This is a genomic window from Rhizobium sp. M1 (assembly GCF_002531805.1).
GTDB classification, from domain to species: Bacteria; Pseudomonadota; Alphaproteobacteria; order Rhizobiales; family Rhizobiaceae; genus Rhizobium; species Rhizobium etli_C.
Genome location: NZ_NWSW01000001.1, coordinates 397,433 through 415,580, shown reverse-complemented (window position 1 = coordinate 415,580; position 18,148 = coordinate 397,433). Strand labels below are relative to the sequence as shown.

The 18,148-nt window shown below is 63.4% G+C and carries 12 protein-coding genes; 6 read left to right on the top strand and 6 right to left on the bottom strand.

Translation table 11 applies throughout. The features are described from left to right. Positions 1-122 precede the first annotated feature (122 nt). The 6 genes from CO655_RS01970 to trxA all read left to right on the top strand — a co-directional run bounded on the left by CO655_RS01970 (position 123) and on the right by trxA (position 12,096). Positions 123-2,708, top strand: coding sequence for a PAS domain-containing sensor histidine kinase (locus CO655_RS01970; RefSeq protein WP_097663612.1), 2,586 nt, complete (start codon positions 123-125; stop codon positions 2,706-2,708). Further along, positions 2,705-4,213, top strand: coding sequence for a tRNA (adenosine(37)-N6)-threonylcarbamoyltransferase complex ATPase subunit type 1 TsaE (gene tsaE / locus CO655_RS01965; protein WP_097663610.1), 1,509 nt, complete (start codon positions 2,705-2,707; stop codon positions 4,211-4,213). The genes CO655_RS01970 and tsaE overlap by 4 nt, the downstream gene beginning before the upstream one ends. Before the next feature lie 13 nt (positions 4,214-4,226). Beyond that, positions 4,227-4,958, top strand: coding sequence for a nucleotidyltransferase family protein (locus CO655_RS01960; RefSeq protein ID WP_097605772.1), 732 nt, complete (start codon positions 4,227-4,229; stop codon positions 4,956-4,958). A gap of 3 nt (positions 4,959-4,961) precedes the next feature. Continuing rightward, a complete protein-coding gene (addB, locus tag CO655_RS01955) occupies positions 4,962-8,156 on the top strand; it encodes a double-strand break repair protein AddB (protein WP_097663609.1) in 3,195 nt (1,064 codons plus the stop codon). Further along, positions 8,149-11,700: a double-strand break repair helicase AddA gene (gene addA / locus CO655_RS01950; protein WP_097663648.1), complete on the top strand. Its 3,552-nt coding sequence runs from the start codon at positions 8,149-8,151 to the stop codon at positions 11,698-11,700. The genes addB and addA overlap by 8 nt, the downstream gene beginning before the upstream one ends. 75 nt (positions 11,701-11,775) lie before the next feature. Continuing rightward, a complete protein-coding gene (trxA, locus tag CO655_RS01945) occupies positions 11,776-12,096 on the top strand; it encodes a thioredoxin (protein WP_008528748.1) in 321 nt (106 codons plus the stop codon). Positions 12,097-12,164: 68 nt separating this feature from the next. On the opposite strand, the gene CO655_RS01940 is transcribed toward trxA, so the two are convergent. From CO655_RS01940 to CO655_RS01915, 6 genes are all read right to left on the bottom strand, one after another. Next, positions 12,165-13,517: a folylpolyglutamate synthase/dihydrofolate synthase family protein gene (locus tag CO655_RS01940; RefSeq protein WP_170964956.1), complete on the bottom strand. Its 1,353-nt coding sequence runs from the start codon at positions 13,515-13,517 to the stop codon at positions 12,165-12,167. Positions 13,518-13,544: 27 nt separating this feature from the next. Then, positions 13,545-14,450 carry an acetyl-CoA carboxylase, carboxyltransferase subunit beta gene (gene accD, locus CO655_RS01935; protein WP_097605776.1) on the bottom strand — a complete coding sequence of 302 codons (906 nt, stop codon included), beginning with the start codon at positions 14,448-14,450 and terminating at the stop codon, positions 13,545-13,547. A gap of 39 nt (positions 14,451-14,489) precedes the next feature. After that, on the bottom strand, positions 14,490-15,329 hold the full coding sequence (gene trpA / locus CO655_RS01930) for a tryptophan synthase subunit alpha (protein ID WP_097663608.1): 840 nt from the start codon (positions 15,327-15,329) through the stop codon (positions 14,490-14,492). Between the two features lie 3 nt (positions 15,330-15,332). Continuing rightward, positions 15,333-16,553: a tryptophan synthase subunit beta gene (gene trpB, locus CO655_RS01925; protein WP_097663607.1), complete on the bottom strand. Its 1,221-nt coding sequence runs from the start codon at positions 16,551-16,553 to the stop codon at positions 15,333-15,335. Positions 16,554-16,555: 2 nt separating this feature from the next. Next, positions 16,556-17,224 carry a phosphoribosylanthranilate isomerase gene (locus CO655_RS01920; protein ID WP_097605779.1) on the bottom strand — a complete coding sequence of 223 codons (669 nt, stop codon included), beginning with the start codon at positions 17,222-17,224 and terminating at the stop codon, positions 16,556-16,558. 75 nt (positions 17,225-17,299) lie between these two features. After that, entirely contained in the window at positions 17,300-18,058 is a 759-nt protein-coding gene (locus CO655_RS01915) for a SprT family zinc-dependent metalloprotease (protein ID WP_097605780.1), read from the bottom strand. Between the last annotated feature and the right edge of the window lie 90 nt (positions 18,059-18,148).

Sequence of the window (18,148 nt, the reverse complement as noted above, 5' to 3'; positions counted from 1 at the left end):
CCGATTCCCTTCCGAAGTATTGTTTTAAGACTTGATTCGTGGCGCCGGACCCCGTCCGACCGCTCCGAAAATGGGATGTCTTGTCGTAATGCGGCACATTGAAGGACGGAGACATACCGCGGATGTCGGAATTGAAAAACAGCCTGCCCGGTCAGGCGGACGACGGCGCTCGCGCCCATCGCCGCCCGCCGACGGCAGGCCAAGACTATAAATCTGCAACGGCACACGAGGCCGCAAAGCAAGAGCATCGATCATTGGCGCGCTTCCTGAAAACCTGCGCGGCCGGCACGGCGCTTGCCGCGCTGGCGCGGCCGGTTCTGGCACAGGGCGAGCAGCAGGCGGCAGCCTCGGCTCACCTCTTCACCTCCTCGCAGGTCATCGGCGTTTCCGTCGTCATCGGCGTCATATCGGCAGCGCTGCTTTCGACGCTCTGGCTGGTGCGCCAGCGCGGCAATCTGGAAAACGAGAGCCGGGAAATCCGCTCGGCGCTCTCAGACGCTCAGCAACGCATTTCACAATATCAGGCGCTGATCGCCGACAAGAACCGGCGGATCGTCATCTGGGACGGCAATGCCCGTCCTGAATTGCTCGGCCAGCTTCCGCCGGAGACCGGCGCGCCGCAGGATGGCGAATTCCTGGCCTTCGGCCTCTGGCTGAAATCACGCTCGGCCGCTGACCTGGAAAAGGCGATCGACCGGCTGCGCGACGAAGCGCAGAGCTTCGACATGGTGGTCGAGACCATCCGCGACGAGATCCTCGAGGCGCAGGGCCGGGTTTCCGGCGGACGCGCCTTCGTCCGCTTCGTGGCGCTCAACAATCTGCGCGCCGAGCTTGCCGAACTCCGGATCGAGCGCGACCGGCTGATGACGTCGATCTCGGCGTTTCAGACCATGCTCGACGCGATCGACATGCCGGCCTGGCAGCGCGACCCGGCGGGGCGCCTCACCTGGGTCAACCAGGCCTATGGCGACGCGGTCGAGGCGCGCTCGCCGCAACAGGCGATCAATGAAGGCCGCGAGATGCTGACGACGGTGGCGCGCGAACGCATTCGCGCGACGACGACGCCGGAATCGCCGTTCCACGACACGATCTCGACGGTCGTGCATGGCAACCGTACCTTCTTCGATGTCGTCGACGTCACGCTTCCCGGCGGCTCGGCCGGCATGGCGATCGACGTGTCCGATATCGAGGCGGTGCGCGCCGAGCTGGACCGGACGCTGAAAAGCCATGCCGAGACGCTCGACCATCTCGCCACGCCCGTCGCCATCTTCGACGGCGAGCGCCGGCTGCAATTCTACAACCAGGCCTTCGTGGCGCTCTGGGAGCTCGATATCGCCTTTCTCGAAGGCCGGCCGGACAATAGCGAGCTGCTCGAACGGCTGCGGGCGGCCAAGAAGCTGCCGGACCAGCTCAACTGGAAAAGCTGGAAGGAAGCGGCGCTTTCCGTCTATCGCGCGCTCGATACGCAATCGGACCTCTGGCACCTGCCGAACGGTCAGACGCTGCGCGTCTTCGCCACCGCCCATCCGCAGGGCGGCGCCACCTGGGTGTTCGAAAACCTGACCGAGCAGGTCGATCTCGAAACGCGCTACAACACCTTGGTCAAGGTGCAGGGCGAAACGATCGACCATCTTTCCGAAGGTGTGGCGGTGTTCGGCCCGGATGGACGCATCCGCCTGTCCAACCCGGCCTTCCGGGCGCTCTGGGGGATCACCGAAGCCGAGGCAAAGCCCGGCACCCATATCCGTGCACTCGGCGAGGCCTGCGCCCCCTCCTACGACCGGCCGGACGGCTGGAAGACCTTCGCGGAACTGATCACCAGCTTCGACGACGAGCGCCGCTCGGGCCAGGGAACATTGGAACTGTTCTCCGGCCTCGTGCTCGACTACGCCGTCATCCCGCTGCCGAACGCGCAGACCATGCTGACCTTCGTCAATATGACGGACAGCGTGCGGGCCGAGCGGGCGCTGACCGAAAAGAACGAGGCGCTGCGCAAGGCCGACGAGCTGAAGAACGACTTCGTTCAGCACGTTTCCTATGAATTGCGCTCGCCGCTGACCAATATCATCGGCTTCACCGATCTGCTGCGCACGCAGGGTGTGGGGCCGCTGAACGAGCGACAGGCCGAATATATCGACCATATCTCGACCTCGTCCTCGGTTCTGCTGACGCTCGTCAACGATATTCTCGACCTTGCGACCGTCGATGCCGGCATCATGCACCTCAACTATGCGGAAATCGATCTCAACGACCTGCTCGACGACGTCTCGATGCAGATCGCCGATCGGCTGCAGGAAAGCGGCGTGGCGCTCGAAATCACCGCGCCGGCCTATCTCGGCTCGATCGTCGCCGATCCGCAACGGCTGAAGCAGATCCTGCTGAAGCTTCTCTCCAACGCGGCGAACTTCTCGCCGGAGGGCAGCTCGATTTCGCTGGAATGCCAACGCGAAGGCACGGATTTCGTTTTCTCCGTCCGCGATCGCGGCCCCGGCATCTCGCCCGACATGATCGCGACCGTGTTCGACCGGTTCGCGACGGGCGCTAAAAGCGGAAAACGCGGCGGCGCCGGCCTCGGCCTTTCGATCGTCGACAGTTTCGTCAGCCTGCATCACGGCGACGTGACGATCGACAGCGAGCCGGGCAAGGGCACGACGGTCGTCTGCCGTATCCCCTCGGTCGATATCCCCCATTCCGCCGCTGCCGAATGACGACCGATACGATCTCGCTTTTCCTGAAGGACGAGGCGGCCACCATTCGCCTCGGCGAAGACCTGGCGCTCGCCTTGAAGGCCGGCGATTGCCTTACTCTTTCCGGTGATCTCGGCGCCGGCAAATCCTCGCTCGCCCGGGCGATCCTGCGTGCCATGGCCGATGACGATGGGCTTGAGGTCCCGAGCCCGACCTTCACGCTGGTGCAATCCTACGATCTGCGGATCCCGGTTTCGCACTTCGACCTCTATCGGCTCGGCGACGCCAGCGAATTGACGGAGCTCGGCTTCGACGAGGCGCTGGAGAACGGCATCTGCCTCGTCGAATGGCCGGAGATGGCTGAGAGCGAATTGCCGGCAGAGCGCATCGCCCTGGCGCTGGTGCATGAGGGCAGCGGTCGCCGGGCAACGATCGAGGCCGCCGGCCAGCAGGCCCAGCGCATCCGCCGGGTCTTCGCGATCCGCGATTTCCTCGACGGGGCCGGCTATCTCGACGCCAAACGCCGCTTCCTGACCGGCGATGCGTCGCTGCGCGCCTATGAAGCGATCTATCCGGATGCTGCTCCGCGAAAAATCCTGATGGACTGGCGTCCGCATCCCGAGGGGCCGCCGGTCTACGACGGCAAGCCCTATCCCAAGGTCGCGCATCTCGCACAGAACGCCTATCCCTTCGTTGCGATTGCCGATGCGCTGCGCGAACGGGGGTTTGCAGCGCCGGAGATCTACAAGGTCGATTATGAGCAGGGCATCCTGCTGATCGAAGATCTCGGCACCGAAGGCGTGCTCGATGACGCCGGCCGGCCGATCGCCGAGCGTTACCGCCAAAGCGTCGCCTGCCTTGCCCATCTTCATTCCATGCAGTTTCCGCAGGATATTCCCGTTTCCGCCGCGCACACGCATCACATTCCCGACTTCGATCGCACCGCGATGAAGATGGAAGTGCAGCTTGTGCTCGACTGGCACATCGCCTGGAAGCGCGGCTCCGCACCCTCGGACGCAGAGCGCAAGGACTATCTGGCGATCTGGGACGCGCTGATCGATGAACTCGCCGTGGCCGAAAAGAACCTGCTGCTGCGCGATTTCCACTCGCCGAACATCATCTGGCGCCCGCAGGAGACCGGCGTCCGACGGATCGGCCTGATCGATTTCCAGGATGCCATGATCGGCCCGACGGCCTATGACCTTGCCTCGATCGTCCAGGATGCACGCGTGACGATCGAGCCGGAGCTGTTCCGGCAGCTGATGGACGATTATCTCGCTCTTCGCCATGGGCAGGGCGGTTTCGATGAAGCCGGATTCATGAAGGCCTGGGCGATCACGTCGGCGCAGCGCAACTGCAAACTTGCCGGCCTCTGGGTGCGGCTGCTGCAGCGGGATGGCAAGCCCGGCTATCTCAGGCATATGCCGCGCACGCTCGCCTATCTCAACGTCGCGCTCGAGCATGAGACGCTTGCCCCCTTGCGCGATTGGTGCGCAAGGGCTGGAATAGGCCAGAGCGAATCATAAATTCCGGATCAAGATGACCATCAGACAAGCCATGGTACTGGCCGCGGGTCTCGGAACCCGCATGCGCCCGATCACCGACACGATCCCGAAGCCGCTGGTGAAGATCGACGGCAAGGCCATGATCGATTATGCGCTGGACGCGCTGGTGGCGGCCGGCGTCGAACGGGCCGTCGTCAACGTTCACCACCATGCCGACCAGATGCTCGACCATCTCGGCAATTATCGCGGCCTCGAGATCATCATATCCGACGAGCGGGACGGGCTGATGAATTCCGGCGGCGGGCTGGCGAAGGGACTGAGGCTGCTCGACCGAGACGATATCTTCGTCATGAATGCGGACCTCTTCTGGATCGGCGAGCAGCCGGGACGGCCGACGAACCTGCAGCGCTTAGCCGGATTCTTCGATGCCGAGCAGATGGACATGGCGCTGCTTTGTGTCGGCATTGAAGATACCACCGGTCACAACGGCAAGAACGACTTCAGCCTGGCGGCCGACGGCCGGCTGAGGCGTTACCGCGACGATCCATCCAATCCCGTTGTCTATGCCGGCGCGATCGCCATGAACCCGTCGCTGTTCGACGATGCGCCACAGGATGCCTTCAATCTGAATATCTATTTCGACAAGGCGATCGCACGCGACCGGCTTTTCGGCCTGGTGCTCGATGGGCACTGGCTGACGGTGGGGACGCCGGAGGCGATCGGCGAGGCGGAGGAAACGATCCGCAGGTTGCGGGCGTTCGCGTGAGCCATGAGGGAGCGGCACCAGCCACGAATCCTGACGATCCCGGCGGGCCTTCCCTTCCTGAAAACCCTGGCGACGACACTCTGCGACGGCCGGTTGACGCCGCTTTTCCGGCATGACGCCGACGACCCGCTGTCGCTCGCCAGAGTAACCATCTACCTGCCGACCCGGCGCGCCGTGCGTGTGCTGCGCTCGGAATTCGTCGATCTGCTCGGCGGCCGGTCGGCGATCCTGCCTATCATCCGCCCCCTCGGCGAAACCGACGACGACAGCGGCTATTTCGACGAGGCGCTGCCGGCGACGATCGACCTCGCCCAGCCGCTGTCGAATACTGCGCGGCTGCTCGAACTGGCGCGCCTGATCCTTGCCTGGCGCAACAAACTGCCGGAGATCGTCCGCCATATTCATTCGGACTCGCCGCTCGTTGCGCCGGCAAGCCCGGCGGACGCGATCTGGCTTGCCCGCAACCTCGCCGAGCTGATCGATTCAATCGAAACCGAGGATCTCGACTGGTCGGAACTGTCGAAGCTCGATACCGGCGACTATGCCGCCTGGTGGCAGCTGACCGCGGAGTTTCTGCAGATCGCCAGCGCCTTCTGGCCGGCGCGGCTTTCCGAACTGGGCAAATCGTCGCCGGCGCGGCACAGAAACGCCATTCTCAGGGCCGAAGCGGCCCGGCTTTCGGCGGCAAAACCTAGCGGGCCGGTCATCATCGCCGGGTCGACGGGTTCGGTTCCGGCAACCGCCGATCTGATTGCTGCCGTCGCCGATCTGCCCGAAGGCGTCATCGTGCTTCCAGGCCTCGATCTCGCCATGCCCGAAGGACATTGGCAGATGGTCGCGCCGGAACCGGCGCCGGGCCAGCATGCCAATCCCGCAAGCCGGAGCCATCCGCAATACGGGCTGTCGTCGCTGCTGAAGAGGCTAAGGCTGACACGGGCCGATGTCAGCATCCTTGACAGACCGGGGGCCGATCTTGACCGGCGCGCCGAAATCCTGTCCCGGGCGCTTGCCCCGGCAGAGGCGACCAGCGACTGGGGAACATGGAAGAGCGAGCTGCCCGCGGGAGCGCTGACTTCGGCCTTCAACGACGTTGCGCTGATCGAAGCCGCCAACGAGCGCGAGGAAGCAACCGCGATTGCCGTCGCGCTCAGACTGGCGCTGGAACGGCCGGGGCAGGACGGCGAGAGCCGGGCAGCCCTGATCACGCCGGACCGCAACCTCGCCCGTCGGGTGATGGCGGAGCTTTCCCGCTTCGGCATCCTCGCCGATGATTCGGCCGGCACGCCGCTTTCGGCCACGCCGCAAGGCACGCTTCTGCAATTGCTGCTGGAGGCGGCACTGCGGCCGGGTGATCCGGTCGCGACCGTCGCTCTGCTCAAACATCCCCTGGCCCGCTTCGGCCTTGAACGCGACACCCTGATTTCCGCCACCGAGGCGCTCGAGCTGCTGGCGTTGCGCGGCGGCGTGACCGAGGTGGATATCAGCACGCTTGAGGTGCTTCTGACCCATCAGCTTGCCGAACAGGCCCTGGACCGGCACGCACCGCAATGGCGAAAGGCGCTTCCCGCCGACGCCGCCAATGCCGCATCCGAGCTTGCCCGCCGGATTACCCGGGCGACCGAGCCTCTCGCCTCTGCGCTCTTCCGGCACCGGCCCGAAGATCGCGGCAAGACAGCGAGTTTCACGCTGTCCGAATGGGCCGAGCGAACCGGTCGCGCTCTCGAAGCGGTCGCGGCCGATCCGCAGGGCAATCTTGCCGATCTCTGGTCGAACGAGGCGGGGGACGCGCTTGCCTCCCTTCTCGGCGAAGTGATCGACACGGACGGGCAGATGGAGGCCGACGGGCCGCAATGGATCGACATCATGGCCGCGCTCGCCGCCGGCCATGCGGTGAAACCACGGGCGCTCAGCCATCCCAGGTTGTTCATCTTCGGCACGCTGGAAGCCCGGCTGCAGAGTGTCGATACGCTGATCCTCGGCGGGCTGAACGAAGGCTCATGGCCCGGGCAGAGCGCCAACAACCCCTTCATTCCGCGAATGATGAAGACGGAGATCGGGCTAGAACCGCCGGAGCGGCGCATCGGCCAGCTGGCGCATGATTTCGAGATGGCGAACGGCACCTGCCACCTGATCTATTCCAGGGCGCTGCGCCAGGGCTCGACGCCGACGGTCGCCTCGCGCTGGCTGCAGCGGCTGCTGGCGCTGGGCGGGGAGGCGTTCGAAGCGGAACTCAAGGGGCGCGGCACCCGGTTCCTGCAATGGGCCGGCCTCATCGATCGTGGAGAGAGCCAGGCGCCGGCGCAGCGGCCCTCGCCGAAACCGCCGCTGGCGCTGCAGCCGAAATCCTATTCCTTCAGCGAGGTCGGACGGCTACGCCGCGATCCCTATGCCATCTATGCCCGCCGCATCCTGCGGCTCGATCCGGTCGACGCGTTCAATCGCGATCCCGGAGCAGCCGAACGCGGTACGCTTTATCACACGATCATCGACCGGTTCATCCGCGCGGCCCATGTCGCCGGCACGCCGGAGGCGGCAGCGGCGATGGAGCAGATTCTGACCGAGCTGTTCGACATGGAAAAGCTGCCGCCGCATATCGATGCCGTCTGGCGGCCGCGCTTTCGCGAAGTGGCGCGCGCCTTCCTCGAATGGGAGGCCGGACGACGGCCAGCCATCCGCCGGACACTGACGGAGGTGCGCGGCGGCGTGGAGCTGGAGGCGATCAATATCCGGCTCAACGGTGTCGCCGACCGGATCGACATCACCGGGCCGAACGCCGCCGATATCATCGACTACAAGACCGGCTACAACCCCTCGCCGGCGCAGGCACGCGCGCTTCTCGATCCGCAGCTCGCGCTGGAAGCCGCGGCCTTGCGCGCCGGCGCCTTTCGCGATGCCGGCAGCCTGACGCCGCAGGATCTTCTCTATGTCCGCCTGCGTCCCGGAAGCCGGTTCCAGGTCGATATGGTCAACAATGAAAACGCCGCCCGCAGCGACAAGGCGAAATCGGCGATCGACCTTGCCGAGGAATCGGTCGACCAGCTGGTCAAGTTCGTCAGCTTGCTACAATCCGGCGAAAAGGGCTTTACCTCGCGGCTCATTCCGGCACAGCAATTTGATTTCGGCGGCGACTACGATCATCTCGCCCGCGTCTCCGAATGGTCGACGGCCGAGAATGAGGAAGGTGGCGGCGATGAGTGAGGTGAGCGACCTTCCTGATAGCGACGATCCCGGGGCCTGGATCGGCTGGACCACCATCCAGCAGGCGATCGCCTCCGACCCGGTGCGCTCGGCATGGGTTTCGGCCAATGCCGGTTCCGGCAAGACGCATGTCCTGACCCAGCGCGTCATCCGGCTTCTGCTCGCCGGCGCGCGGCCTTCCGCCATCCTCTGCCTCACCTACACCAAGGCCGCGGCTTCGGAAATGTCGAACCGTGTCTTCGAACGGCTGGCCGACTGGGTGGTGCTTGACGATGACGATCTCAGCCGGCGGATCATGCAGATCGAAGGTACGGCGCCCGACCGGATAAAACTGGCCGAGGCCCGGCGGCTGTTTGCCAAGGCGCTGGAGACGCCGGGGGGCTTGAAGATCCAGACGATCCACGCCTTTTGCGAGGCGCTGCTGCATCAGTTCCCGCTGGAGGCCAATGTCGCCGGGCATTTCTCCGTTCTCGACGATCGCGCCGCCGCGGCGCTGCTTTCCGATGCACGCCGGGCGCTGCTGACGGCGACCGCGCCGGAAGAAGGAAGCGCCCTTGCAGAGGCTTTCGCTTCCGTGCTCAATCTCGGCGACGAATCCGGCCTGGAGAACCTGCTCGGCGACATTGTCGCCAACCGCAACGCCATCCGCCGTTTCACCGCCGCGGCCGAACAGCAGGGCGGCGTGGACGTGGTCCTGCGCAAAAGGCTCGGTCTCGGCGCGGATGACACCGAGAAGGGGATCGCGGCGCAGTACTGGCCGCTGCCGGGACTTTCGGGCGGCACGCTGGAACTTTATCTGTCGCTGGCCGACCAAAAGGGCGGCGCCAAGGCGCAGGAGGTTGCCTATGGCCTCAGACTCGCCGGCCGGGAGCCGGATGAAGCCAGACGCGCCGCGATGCTCGAGAAGATTTTCCTGACGGCCAAGGGCGAGCCGAAAACGGACTCGCAGTTCCTGGTCAAGGCCATGCTTGCCGAAGCGCCGCAATTGACGGAGGCCATCGCCGCCGCCCGCGCGCATGTCGCGGCAAGCCGCGATCGGCTGAAACTGATGCGGATGCATGGCGCTACCCAGGCCGCGCTCGTGCTCGCCGACCGGCTGAATCACGATTACGAGGAACTGAAGAAACAGCGCAGCCAACTCGATTTCGAGGACCTGATCACCCGTACCGCCGACCTGTTGACGAAAAGCGGCGTCGGCCCCTGGATCCATTACAAGCTCGACCGAGGTATCGATCATATCCTTGTCGACGAGGCGCAGGATACCAGTCCGATCCAATGGAGCGTCATCCAGTCGCTCGCCGAGGATTTCTTTTCCGGCGAGAGCGCCCGGCCGATCGTGCGCACGCTGTTTGCCGTCGGCGACGAGAAACAGTCGATCTATTCTTTTCAGGGGGCGCGGCCGGAGCGTTTTTCCGAAGAGAGCGACCGGACGCGACGACGCGTCTCCGACAGCGGGCAGAGCTTTTCTTCTGTGCGGTTGCCGCTCTCCTTCCGCTCGACCGCCGACGTGCTCGAGGCCGTCGACGAGATCTTCAGGACATCCGACAATGCGCGCGGCCTCAGCGCCGTCGGCGAGCCGGTCGTGCATCGTTCCAGCCGCATCGGACATCCCGGCGCCGTCGACCTCTGGGAAATGGTCGCGCCGGAAGCGGTGGTGAAGGAAGAGGATTGGACGGCGCCCTTCGATGCGACGCCGGAAAGCGCGCCGGCCGCAATTCTGGCGCGGCGGATCGCCCATTCGATCGGCGCGCTCGTCGGCCGTGAAACGATCGTCGACAAAGGCAAGGAGCGGCTGATCGAGGCCGGTGACATTCTGGTGCTGGTGCGCAAGCGCGACGCCTTCGTCAATGCGTTGACCCGCGCCTTGAAGCGTCGCGGCGACATTCCCGTCGCCGGCGCCGACAGGCTGGTGCTGACCAGCCATATCGCCGTGCAGGATCTGCTGGCACTCGGCCGCTTCCTGCTTCTACCGCAAGACGACCTTTCGCTCGCCGCCGTGCTCAAGAGCCCGCTTTTCGATCTCTCCGAGGAGGACATCTTTGCAGCCGCGGCACTGCGGGGCGACAATGAGAGCGTCTGGAGCCATCTCAAGAAATTCGCCGCCGACGGTAATGAGCGTTTCCGCGCGGCGGTCGAAAAGCTGGAACTGTTCCTCCGGCAATCGAAAAACCTTTCGGTGCATGATTTCTATGCGCGCCTGCTGGGCAGCCACGGCGGACGGCGGCAGTTTCTTGCCCGCCTCGGCACCGAAGTCAGCGATATCCTCGACGAATTCCTGACCTTCACCCTCGACCATGAGAGCTCCGGCCTTCCCGGGCTGCAATCCTTCGTCTCGACGCTCGAGCTCGAAGCACCCGAAGTGAAACGCGAGCAGGACAAGGGACGCAACGAGGTCAGGATCATGACCGTGCATGCCTCAAAGGGTCTTGAAGCACCGATCGTTTTCCTGGTCGATGGCGGCTCCAAAGCCTTCACGCATACGCATCTGCCGAAGCTTCGCCTGATCGAAACAGACCCGGACGAACCGCCGATGCCCGCCTGGGTTCCCGTCGCCGACCTCGCCAATTCGCTGACGCAGAACGATGCAGCGCGAATCCAGATACTGGCCGAGGAGGAGTATCGCCGGCTGCTCTATGTCGCCATGACGCGGGCCGCCGACCGGCTGGTCGTCTGCGGCTATCGCGGCGTGCGCGCCAACAACGACAGCTGGCATATGATGATTTCCACCGCGCTCAGCGAAGGCCATCCGCATGTGGAGGCGGCCAGCTTCTCCGACCCCGACGGGGAATGGCCGGGCATCCGATGGCGCGTGCCGCGGGTGGAGCGGCGCTTCGAGCGTATCAGCCGCAGCGAGGCGCGCGACAACGAAGAGGCATTGCCTGCGGGCCTGCTGCAGCCATTGCCGCCACAGGCGGAACTGCCCCGGCCCCTCAGCCCTTCCGGCGCCGGGACGATCATCGACGAAGACGAAGGCGGCCTGGTTGTCGCTTCGCCGCTCTTTTCCGAGAAGCCACGCAGCGATCGCTCGCTGGAGAAAGGCAGGCTGCTGCATCGCATGCTGCAGGCGCTTCCCGATATTCCGCCGGAGGAGCGGCCCGGTGCGGCGCAGCGTTACGGCGAACGGGCGGCCCGTTTCTGGCCGGAGGCCGAACGGCGCAAGCTGGTCGATTCGGTTCTGAAACTATTGGACGAGAAGGACTTGCAGCCCGTCCTCGGGGAGCAGGCCCGGCCTGAGGTCTCGATCATGGGGACATTGATGCTCGACGGCAGACGCTATGCCGTTTCCGGCCGCATCGACCGGCTGGCCGTCCTTGCCGATCGCGTCGTCATTCTCGATTACAAAACCAATCGGGTGCCGCCGGCGACCGAGGAGACCATCCCCTTCGCGCACCGGGCCCAGCTGGCGATCTATCGCGAGATCCTGGCGCCGCTCTATCCCGGCAAGCGCATCGACTGCATGCTCGTCTATACCGAGAATGCCGCGCTCTACACGCTGAGCGAAAAGGCGCTTGGTTTGGCGCTTGCAGGACTGAAGACAAAGTGAAATACCGGACATTGAAAATTCGGCACCGCACCATCACATGTGGTTCAACACCCAATTCCTCCAAAGGAGCAGCCCATGGCTACCGTGAAAGTCGATATCAATAACTTCCAGTCGGAAGTCCTGGAATCCGCAGAACCCGTCGTCGTCGATTTCTGGGCTGAATGGTGCGGCCCGTGCAAGATGATTGCTCCGAGCCTCGAAGAAATCGCCGTCGAGATGGAAGGCAAGGTCAAGGTGGCCAAGCTGAATATCGACGAGAATCCGGAGCTTGCCGCGCAGTTCGGCGTGCGCTCCATTCCGACCCTTGCAATCTTCAAAGGCGGCGAAGTCGCCGATATCTCGGTCGGCGCCAAGCCGAAGACCGCGCTTTCGAACTGGATTTCGAACGCTGCCTGATTGATATATTCTGATTATCAGATTGACGAAAAGCCCGGCGTCGACCGGGCTTTTCTAATGCACTGCGCTCATTTCGGCGGCGTGCCGTTGTCGGAAAGCACGTCGCCGACGAGGTAGAGAGAACCGCCGACGAGGATGCGCGGCGGCAGCGCCTGTGGATCGGTAACGGCTTTTATGGCTTCGAGCGCCTCGCCGACCGTCGACATCGGTTCGGCAACCAAACCGGCATCATAGGCAGCATTCGACAAGATCACCGGATCGATCATTGCATCGCTGCCGCGGATCGGCACGCAGAAAACCTTCTCGACCAGCCCGGCGAAGGCCTTGAAATAGCCGACCGGATCCTTGGTGTTGATCATGCCGATGATCAGGAACAGCGGCCGAGACTGGCGTTCCTCGAAATTGGCCATGGCTTCGGCGATCACTTCGCCGGCACCGGGATTATGCCCGCCATCGACCCAGATCTCGGCGCCGGCCGGCGCATGCTGCAGCAGCCGACCATCGCCCAGACGCTGCAGCCGGCCGGGCCATTCGACCGAATTCATCGCCTTTTCCATCATCGTCTCGGTGACGGTGAAACCCGCAGCCTTGACGGCGCGGATGGCGGCAGCGGCATTGGCATATTGATGGCGGCCGGGAAGGCGCGGCAGCGGCAGGTCGGCAAGCCCGTATTCGTCCTGATAAACGAGCCGGCCATATTCCTCATGCGCCATGAAATCCTGCCCGAAAACGGCGCTCGGGCAATGCAGCCGCTCGGCCGTCGACATCAGGACATCGAGTGCGGCGTCATATTCCTGGTGGCCGATGACGACAGGCAATCCCGGCTTCATGATGCCGGCCTTTTCAGCCGCGATCAGCTCGACCCTGTCGCCGAGATAGGGCTGGTGATCGAGCGAGATCGGCATGATCACCGAAACAGCCGGATCGGAAATGACATTGGTGGCATCGAACCGGCCGCCGAGACCGACTTCGATGATCGCCGCGTCGGCCGGATGTTCGGAAAACAGAATGAAGGTGACCGCTGTCAGGATCTCGAAGACGGTGATGTGCTGACCGGCATTGGCATCGGCAACACGGCGCACGGCCTCTGCAAACACGGCATCATCGACGAGCTGTCCGCGTCCGCCCGCCACACCGATGCGATAACGCTCATGCCAATTAACGAGATGCGGCGAGGTGTGAACATGGGCGCTGTAGCCGCCGGCTTCGAGCAAAGCCCGGCAGAAGGCGGTGACAGACCCCTTGCCGTTGGTGCCGGCGACATGGATCACCGGCGGCAATTTCCTGTGCGGATTGCCGAGTTGATCGAGAAGACGAGTGATGCGATCGAGCGACAGATCGAACCCCTTGGGATGCAATCCCATGAGTTTTTCGATCTCTTGCGCTGCCTCACTCACCGCGGTTTGGCCTCTGGGTATCAATTCGGCACCCCGCCTGCTTGTCGGTTATCAGGCGCTCGCCGCCAGAGCGATGGCGCCGCCATTCATGTCATTGGCCGCCGAGACGGGCTTCTTCGTCAGGATCTTCAGCAGGCGCGCCAGGGTTTCCGGAATATCGTGACGCTTGACGACCATGTCGACCATACCATGTTCCAGCAGATATTCGGAGGTCTGGAAGCCCTCCGGCAGCTTCTCACGCAGCGTCTGCTCAATGACGCGCTTGCCGGCAAAGCCGATTTCGGCGCCGGGCTCGGCCAGATGGATATCTCCGAGCATGGCGTAGGAGGCGGTCACGCCACCGGTCGTCGGGTTGGTCAGCACGACAACATAGGGCTGACCGGATTCCTTCAGCAGGTCGACGGCGACCGTCGTACGCGGCAGCTGCATCAGCGAGAGAATGCCTTCCTGCATGCGCGCGCCGCCGGAGGCGGGGAACATTACCAGCGGGCACTTTTCCAACGTCGCACGTTCGAACGCCTTGACGATCGCCTCGCCGGCGGCAATGCCGAGCGAACCGCCGATAAAGTTGAACTCGTGCACGACGGCGACGAGCTTCAGCCCCCGCACCTTGCCGAGACCGGCAAGGATCGTGTCCTCCTGTTCGGTCTTCAGCCGGCTGTCGCGCAGGCGATCGATATATTTCTTGGAATCGCGGAACTTCAGCGGGTCCTGGGCGACCTTCGGCTGCGGCAGCGATTCATATTCGCCATTGTCGAAGAGATCGGCCAAACGCGCCTTGGCCGGCATCTTCATGTGATAACCGGATGCCGGAATGACCCATTTGTTGGATTCGAGATCCTTATGAAAGACCATTTCACCCGTTTCCGGGCACTTGATCCACAGGTTCTCCGGCACTTCGCGACGGCCCAGCATGGAATTGATCCGCGGGCGAACGTAGTTGGTGATCCAGTTCAACTCGAATACTCCTGATTGACGAGTGCCAATGTGGGAAAACTATTCGGCAGCAACAAGGCGCGCCGAACGGGTTCCTGATGAGAGGCCGCGCACCAGCGTTGCGACCGCCTGAACCGTGTCCACCGTGGCCTTGCCGTCCTTGGTCAGGCTGGTGGCGACCTGATTGACGATGGCGGTGCCGACGACGACGCCGTCGGCCGAACCGCCGATGACCTTGGCATGTTCCGCCGTCTTGACGCCGAAGCCGACGCAGACGGGCAGCTCGGTATGCTGCTTGATGCGCTGGACGGCGCCCGAAACCAGCGACGGATCGGGCAGCGCCGAACCGGTGATGCCGTTCATCGAGACGTAGTAGACGAAGCCCGAGGTATTCTTCAACACTGTCGGCAGGCGCTTCTCGTCGGTGGTCGGCGTTGCCAGGCGGATGAAATTGATGCCCTTGCGGATCGCCGGAATGCAGAGTTCGTCATCCATCTCGGGCGGCAGGTCGACGACGATCAGGCCGTCGATGCCGGCGGCGAGCGCATCATCAAGGAATTTTTCGACGCCGTAGATGTAGATCGGATTGTAATAGCCCATCATCACGATCGGCGTCGCATTGTCGGTCTTGCGGAAATCGGCCGCCAGCTGCAGCGTCTTCTTCAGCGTCTGGCCGCCTTTCAGCGCACGCTGGCCGGCCAGCTGGATCGCCGGGCCGTCGGCCATCGGATCCGAAAACGGCATGCCGAGCTCGATGATGTCGGAACCTGCCTCCGGCAGCGCCTTCATGATGCCGAGAGAGGTATCGTAGTCAGGATCGCCGCCCATGAAATAGGTCACGAGCGCCGGACGGCCCTCGGCCTTCAGCTCGGCGAAGCGTTTGTCCATGCGTGCGGTCATGTCTTACAGTCCCATTCCCAGAATCTTGCCGACGGTGAAGATATCCTTGTCGCCGCGGCCGGAGAGATTCATCAGGATGATCTCGTCCTTGCCCATCGTCGGCGCGCGCTTGATCACCTCGGCAATCGCATGCGCGGCCTCGAGCGCCGGGATGATGCCTTCGAGGCGGGTCAGGGTTTGGAAGGCCTCGAGCGCTTCGTGATCCATGATCGGCACATAGTCGACACGGCCGATATCGCTGAGCCACGAATGTTCCGGGCCGATGCCGGGATAATCGAGACCGGCCGAAATCGAATGGCCTTCCTTGATCTGTCCGTCGCCGTCCTGCAGCAGATAGGTGCGGTTGCCGTGCAGCACGCCCGGCGAACCGGCAGTGATCGACGCGCAATGTTCGTCACCCTGCAGGCCCTTGCCGCCGGCTTCGACGCCGACGATCTTCACGGAGGAATCGTCGAGGAAGGGGTGGAAGATGCCGATCGCGTTCGAACCGCCGCCGACGGCCGCGACGACGAGATCGGGAAGGCGGCCTTCGGCTGCCAGCATCTGCTCTTTCGCTTCCGTGCCGATCACCGACTGGAAATCGCGGACCATTTCCGGATAGGGATGCGGGCCGGCCGCCGTGCCGATCAGGTAGTAGGTATCTTCGACATTGGTCACCCAATCGCGGAGCGCCTCGTTCATGGCGTCCTTCAGGGTGCCGCTGCCGGCGGTCACCGGTTTGACCTCGGCGCCGAGCAGCTTCATGCGGAAAACGTTCGGCGCCTGACGTTCGACGTCGGTGGCGCCCATATAGACGACGCAGGGAAGGCCGAAGCGGGCGGCAACCGTGGCGGAGGCGACACCGTGCTGGCCGGCGCCGGTCTCGGCGATGATCCGCGTCTTGCCCATGCGCTTGGCGAGCAGGATCTGGCCGATGCAATTGTTGATCTTGTGCGAACCGGTGTGGTTCAGCTCTTCGCGCTTGAAATAGATCTTCGCGCCGCCGAGTTCGGCCGTCAGCCGCTCGGCGAAATAAAGCGGGCTCGGGCGGCCGATGTAGTGCGCGCCGAGATGCTTCAATTCAGCCTGAAAGACCGGATCGGTCTTCGCCTTGTTCCACTCGTCCTGCAGGTCGAGGATGAGCGGCATCAATGTTTCGGCAACGAAACGACCGCCGTAAATGCCGAAGCGGCCGTCTTCGTCAGGCCCGGAACGGAAGGAATTCGGTTTAGGCGTCTCGTTCACTCTCAACTCCCTGAGGCCATGACAGGCGCATCCGCCTTTTCGACCGCATCGAAAAATTCATCGATCAATGCAACGCTTTTTACGCCGGGCTCGGTTTCGACACCCGAGGAGACGTCGATACCACGCGCCTTGGTCTTCACAAGCGCATCCGCGACATTGTTCTTGTTCAGGCCGCCGGAAAGCATGTAGTCGATGCTCTCGTCGATCCAACCGAGAAGGCTCCAGTCGAAGGAAATACCGTTGCCACCCGGCAGTTCGGAACCCTTCGGCGCTTTCGCATCGAACAGGAAACGGTCGGCGATACCGATATAGGCCTCGACCCGCTTCAGATCGTCGGCCGTGCGCACCGAAAAGACCTTCATGACCGGCAAGCCATAGAGCGCCTTTATAGTCAGCACGTGTTCGGGGCTTTCGTTGCCGTGGAGCTGCAGAATATCCGGCTTCAACAGCGAGACGATCTCGTCCAGCTCGTCATTGGTGGGATCGACGACGACGGCGACGATCTTCGCCTTGCCACGCGCCGGCTCGGCAAGTTTTGCCGCCAGGTCCGGCTCGATGTAGCGCGGACTCTTTTCAAAGAAGATAAAACCGATATGGGTCGCGCCGCGTTTCAGCGCGCGATCAATCGCTTCCGGCGTCTTCAAGCCACAGATTTTGATATCCGGTTTCATGGCAGCGAAGTGACACGAAATGCGGTAAGAGTCGAGCCAATTTGCATGGGAAGCTGTATTTAGCGCGGCTTTCGACTAATCAAAATCAATGGCGTGCAGCTGGCTGCCATGCCGCTTCAGCCAGGCTTTCGCCTCCTCCATCCCGGGGCAAAGCTTTTTACACAACGCCCAGAAGCGCGGCCCGTGGTTCATCTCCTTAAGATGGGCGACCTCATGAGCCGCAAGATAATCGATCACCGCAGGCGGCGCCATGACGATCCGCCAGGAAAAACTCAAATTTCCCTCCGACGAGCAGGAACCCCAGCGGCTGCGGGTATCCTTCATCGAGATCGAGCGGATCGGCGCCCGGATGGTTGCGGCATGCATCGCTGCCAGTTTCTCGAGATCGGTGCGCGCCTCCTTCTTGAGAAACGCCGCGACACGCCGCCCCATATGCTCCGGCATGCCGCTGACGCGCAGGACCGGTCCGTTCTCCGCCAAGACCGCTTCCGTCAGTCCGCGCAGGCTGCCGGAATGTTCGATCCGATGGGAAACGCCGCGCAAGAGAATCTTGCCGCCATCGCGCAGGCCGCCATCGGTCGAGAATTTGGCAAGCTTGGTGAGCAGCCAGCCTTGGTGACGGTCAAGGAAGGCATTGACCTCGCGTGGTGCAAGCCCTTTCGGAACCGTCATCTTCAAGGCCCGGCCGCCCGGCTCGATGCGCAGCGTAATGCGCGTCGCCTGTTCATGATGCTTGATGGTGAGAGGCATCAGCCGGCCGGCGACATCAAGCGTTCGCGTTTCGGGCGGAGCCGGCTTGCGCGCCTTTGGCCGTGTTTTCAGAAGCGGAAACATGGGTGTTTTCTATACGATTCGCCGGCGAATCTAAACGATTGCCCGGCGGGCAGACATGGAAAAACCGGCATCGGCCAAGATGCCGGTCAT

What these genes read in the sequence shown, in the direction of transcription:
- addA (WP_097663648.1), top strand. Translation starts at nt 8,149, where the DNA reads ATGAGTGAGGTGAGCGACCTTCCTGATAGCGACGATCCCGGGGCCTGG.
- CO655_RS01915 (WP_097605780.1), bottom strand. Translation starts at nt 18,058, where the DNA reads ATGTTTCCGCTTCTGAAAACACGGCCAAAGGCGCGCAAGCCGGCTCCG.
- CO655_RS01970 (WP_097663612.1), top strand. Translation starts at nt 123, where the DNA reads ATGTCGGAATTGAAAAACAGCCTGCCCGGTCAGGCGGACGACGGCGCT.
- trxA (WP_008528748.1), top strand. Translation starts at nt 11,776, where the DNA reads ATGGCTACCGTGAAAGTCGATATCAATAACTTCCAGTCGGAAGTCCTG.
- CO655_RS01960 (WP_097605772.1), top strand. Translation starts at nt 4,227, where the DNA reads ATGACCATCAGACAAGCCATGGTACTGGCCGCGGGTCTCGGAACCCGC.
- addB (WP_097663609.1), top strand. Translation starts at nt 4,962, where the DNA reads ATGAGGGAGCGGCACCAGCCACGAATCCTGACGATCCCGGCGGGCCTT.
- trpA (WP_097663608.1), bottom strand. Translation starts at nt 15,329, where the DNA reads ATGACCGCACGCATGGACAAACGCTTCGCCGAGCTGAAGGCCGAGGGC.
- tsaE (WP_097663610.1), top strand. Translation starts at nt 2,705, where the DNA reads ATGACGACCGATACGATCTCGCTTTTCCTGAAGGACGAGGCGGCCACC.
- CO655_RS01920 (WP_097605779.1), bottom strand. Translation starts at nt 17,224, where the DNA reads ATGAAACCGGATATCAAAATCTGTGGCTTGAAGACGCCGGAAGCGATT.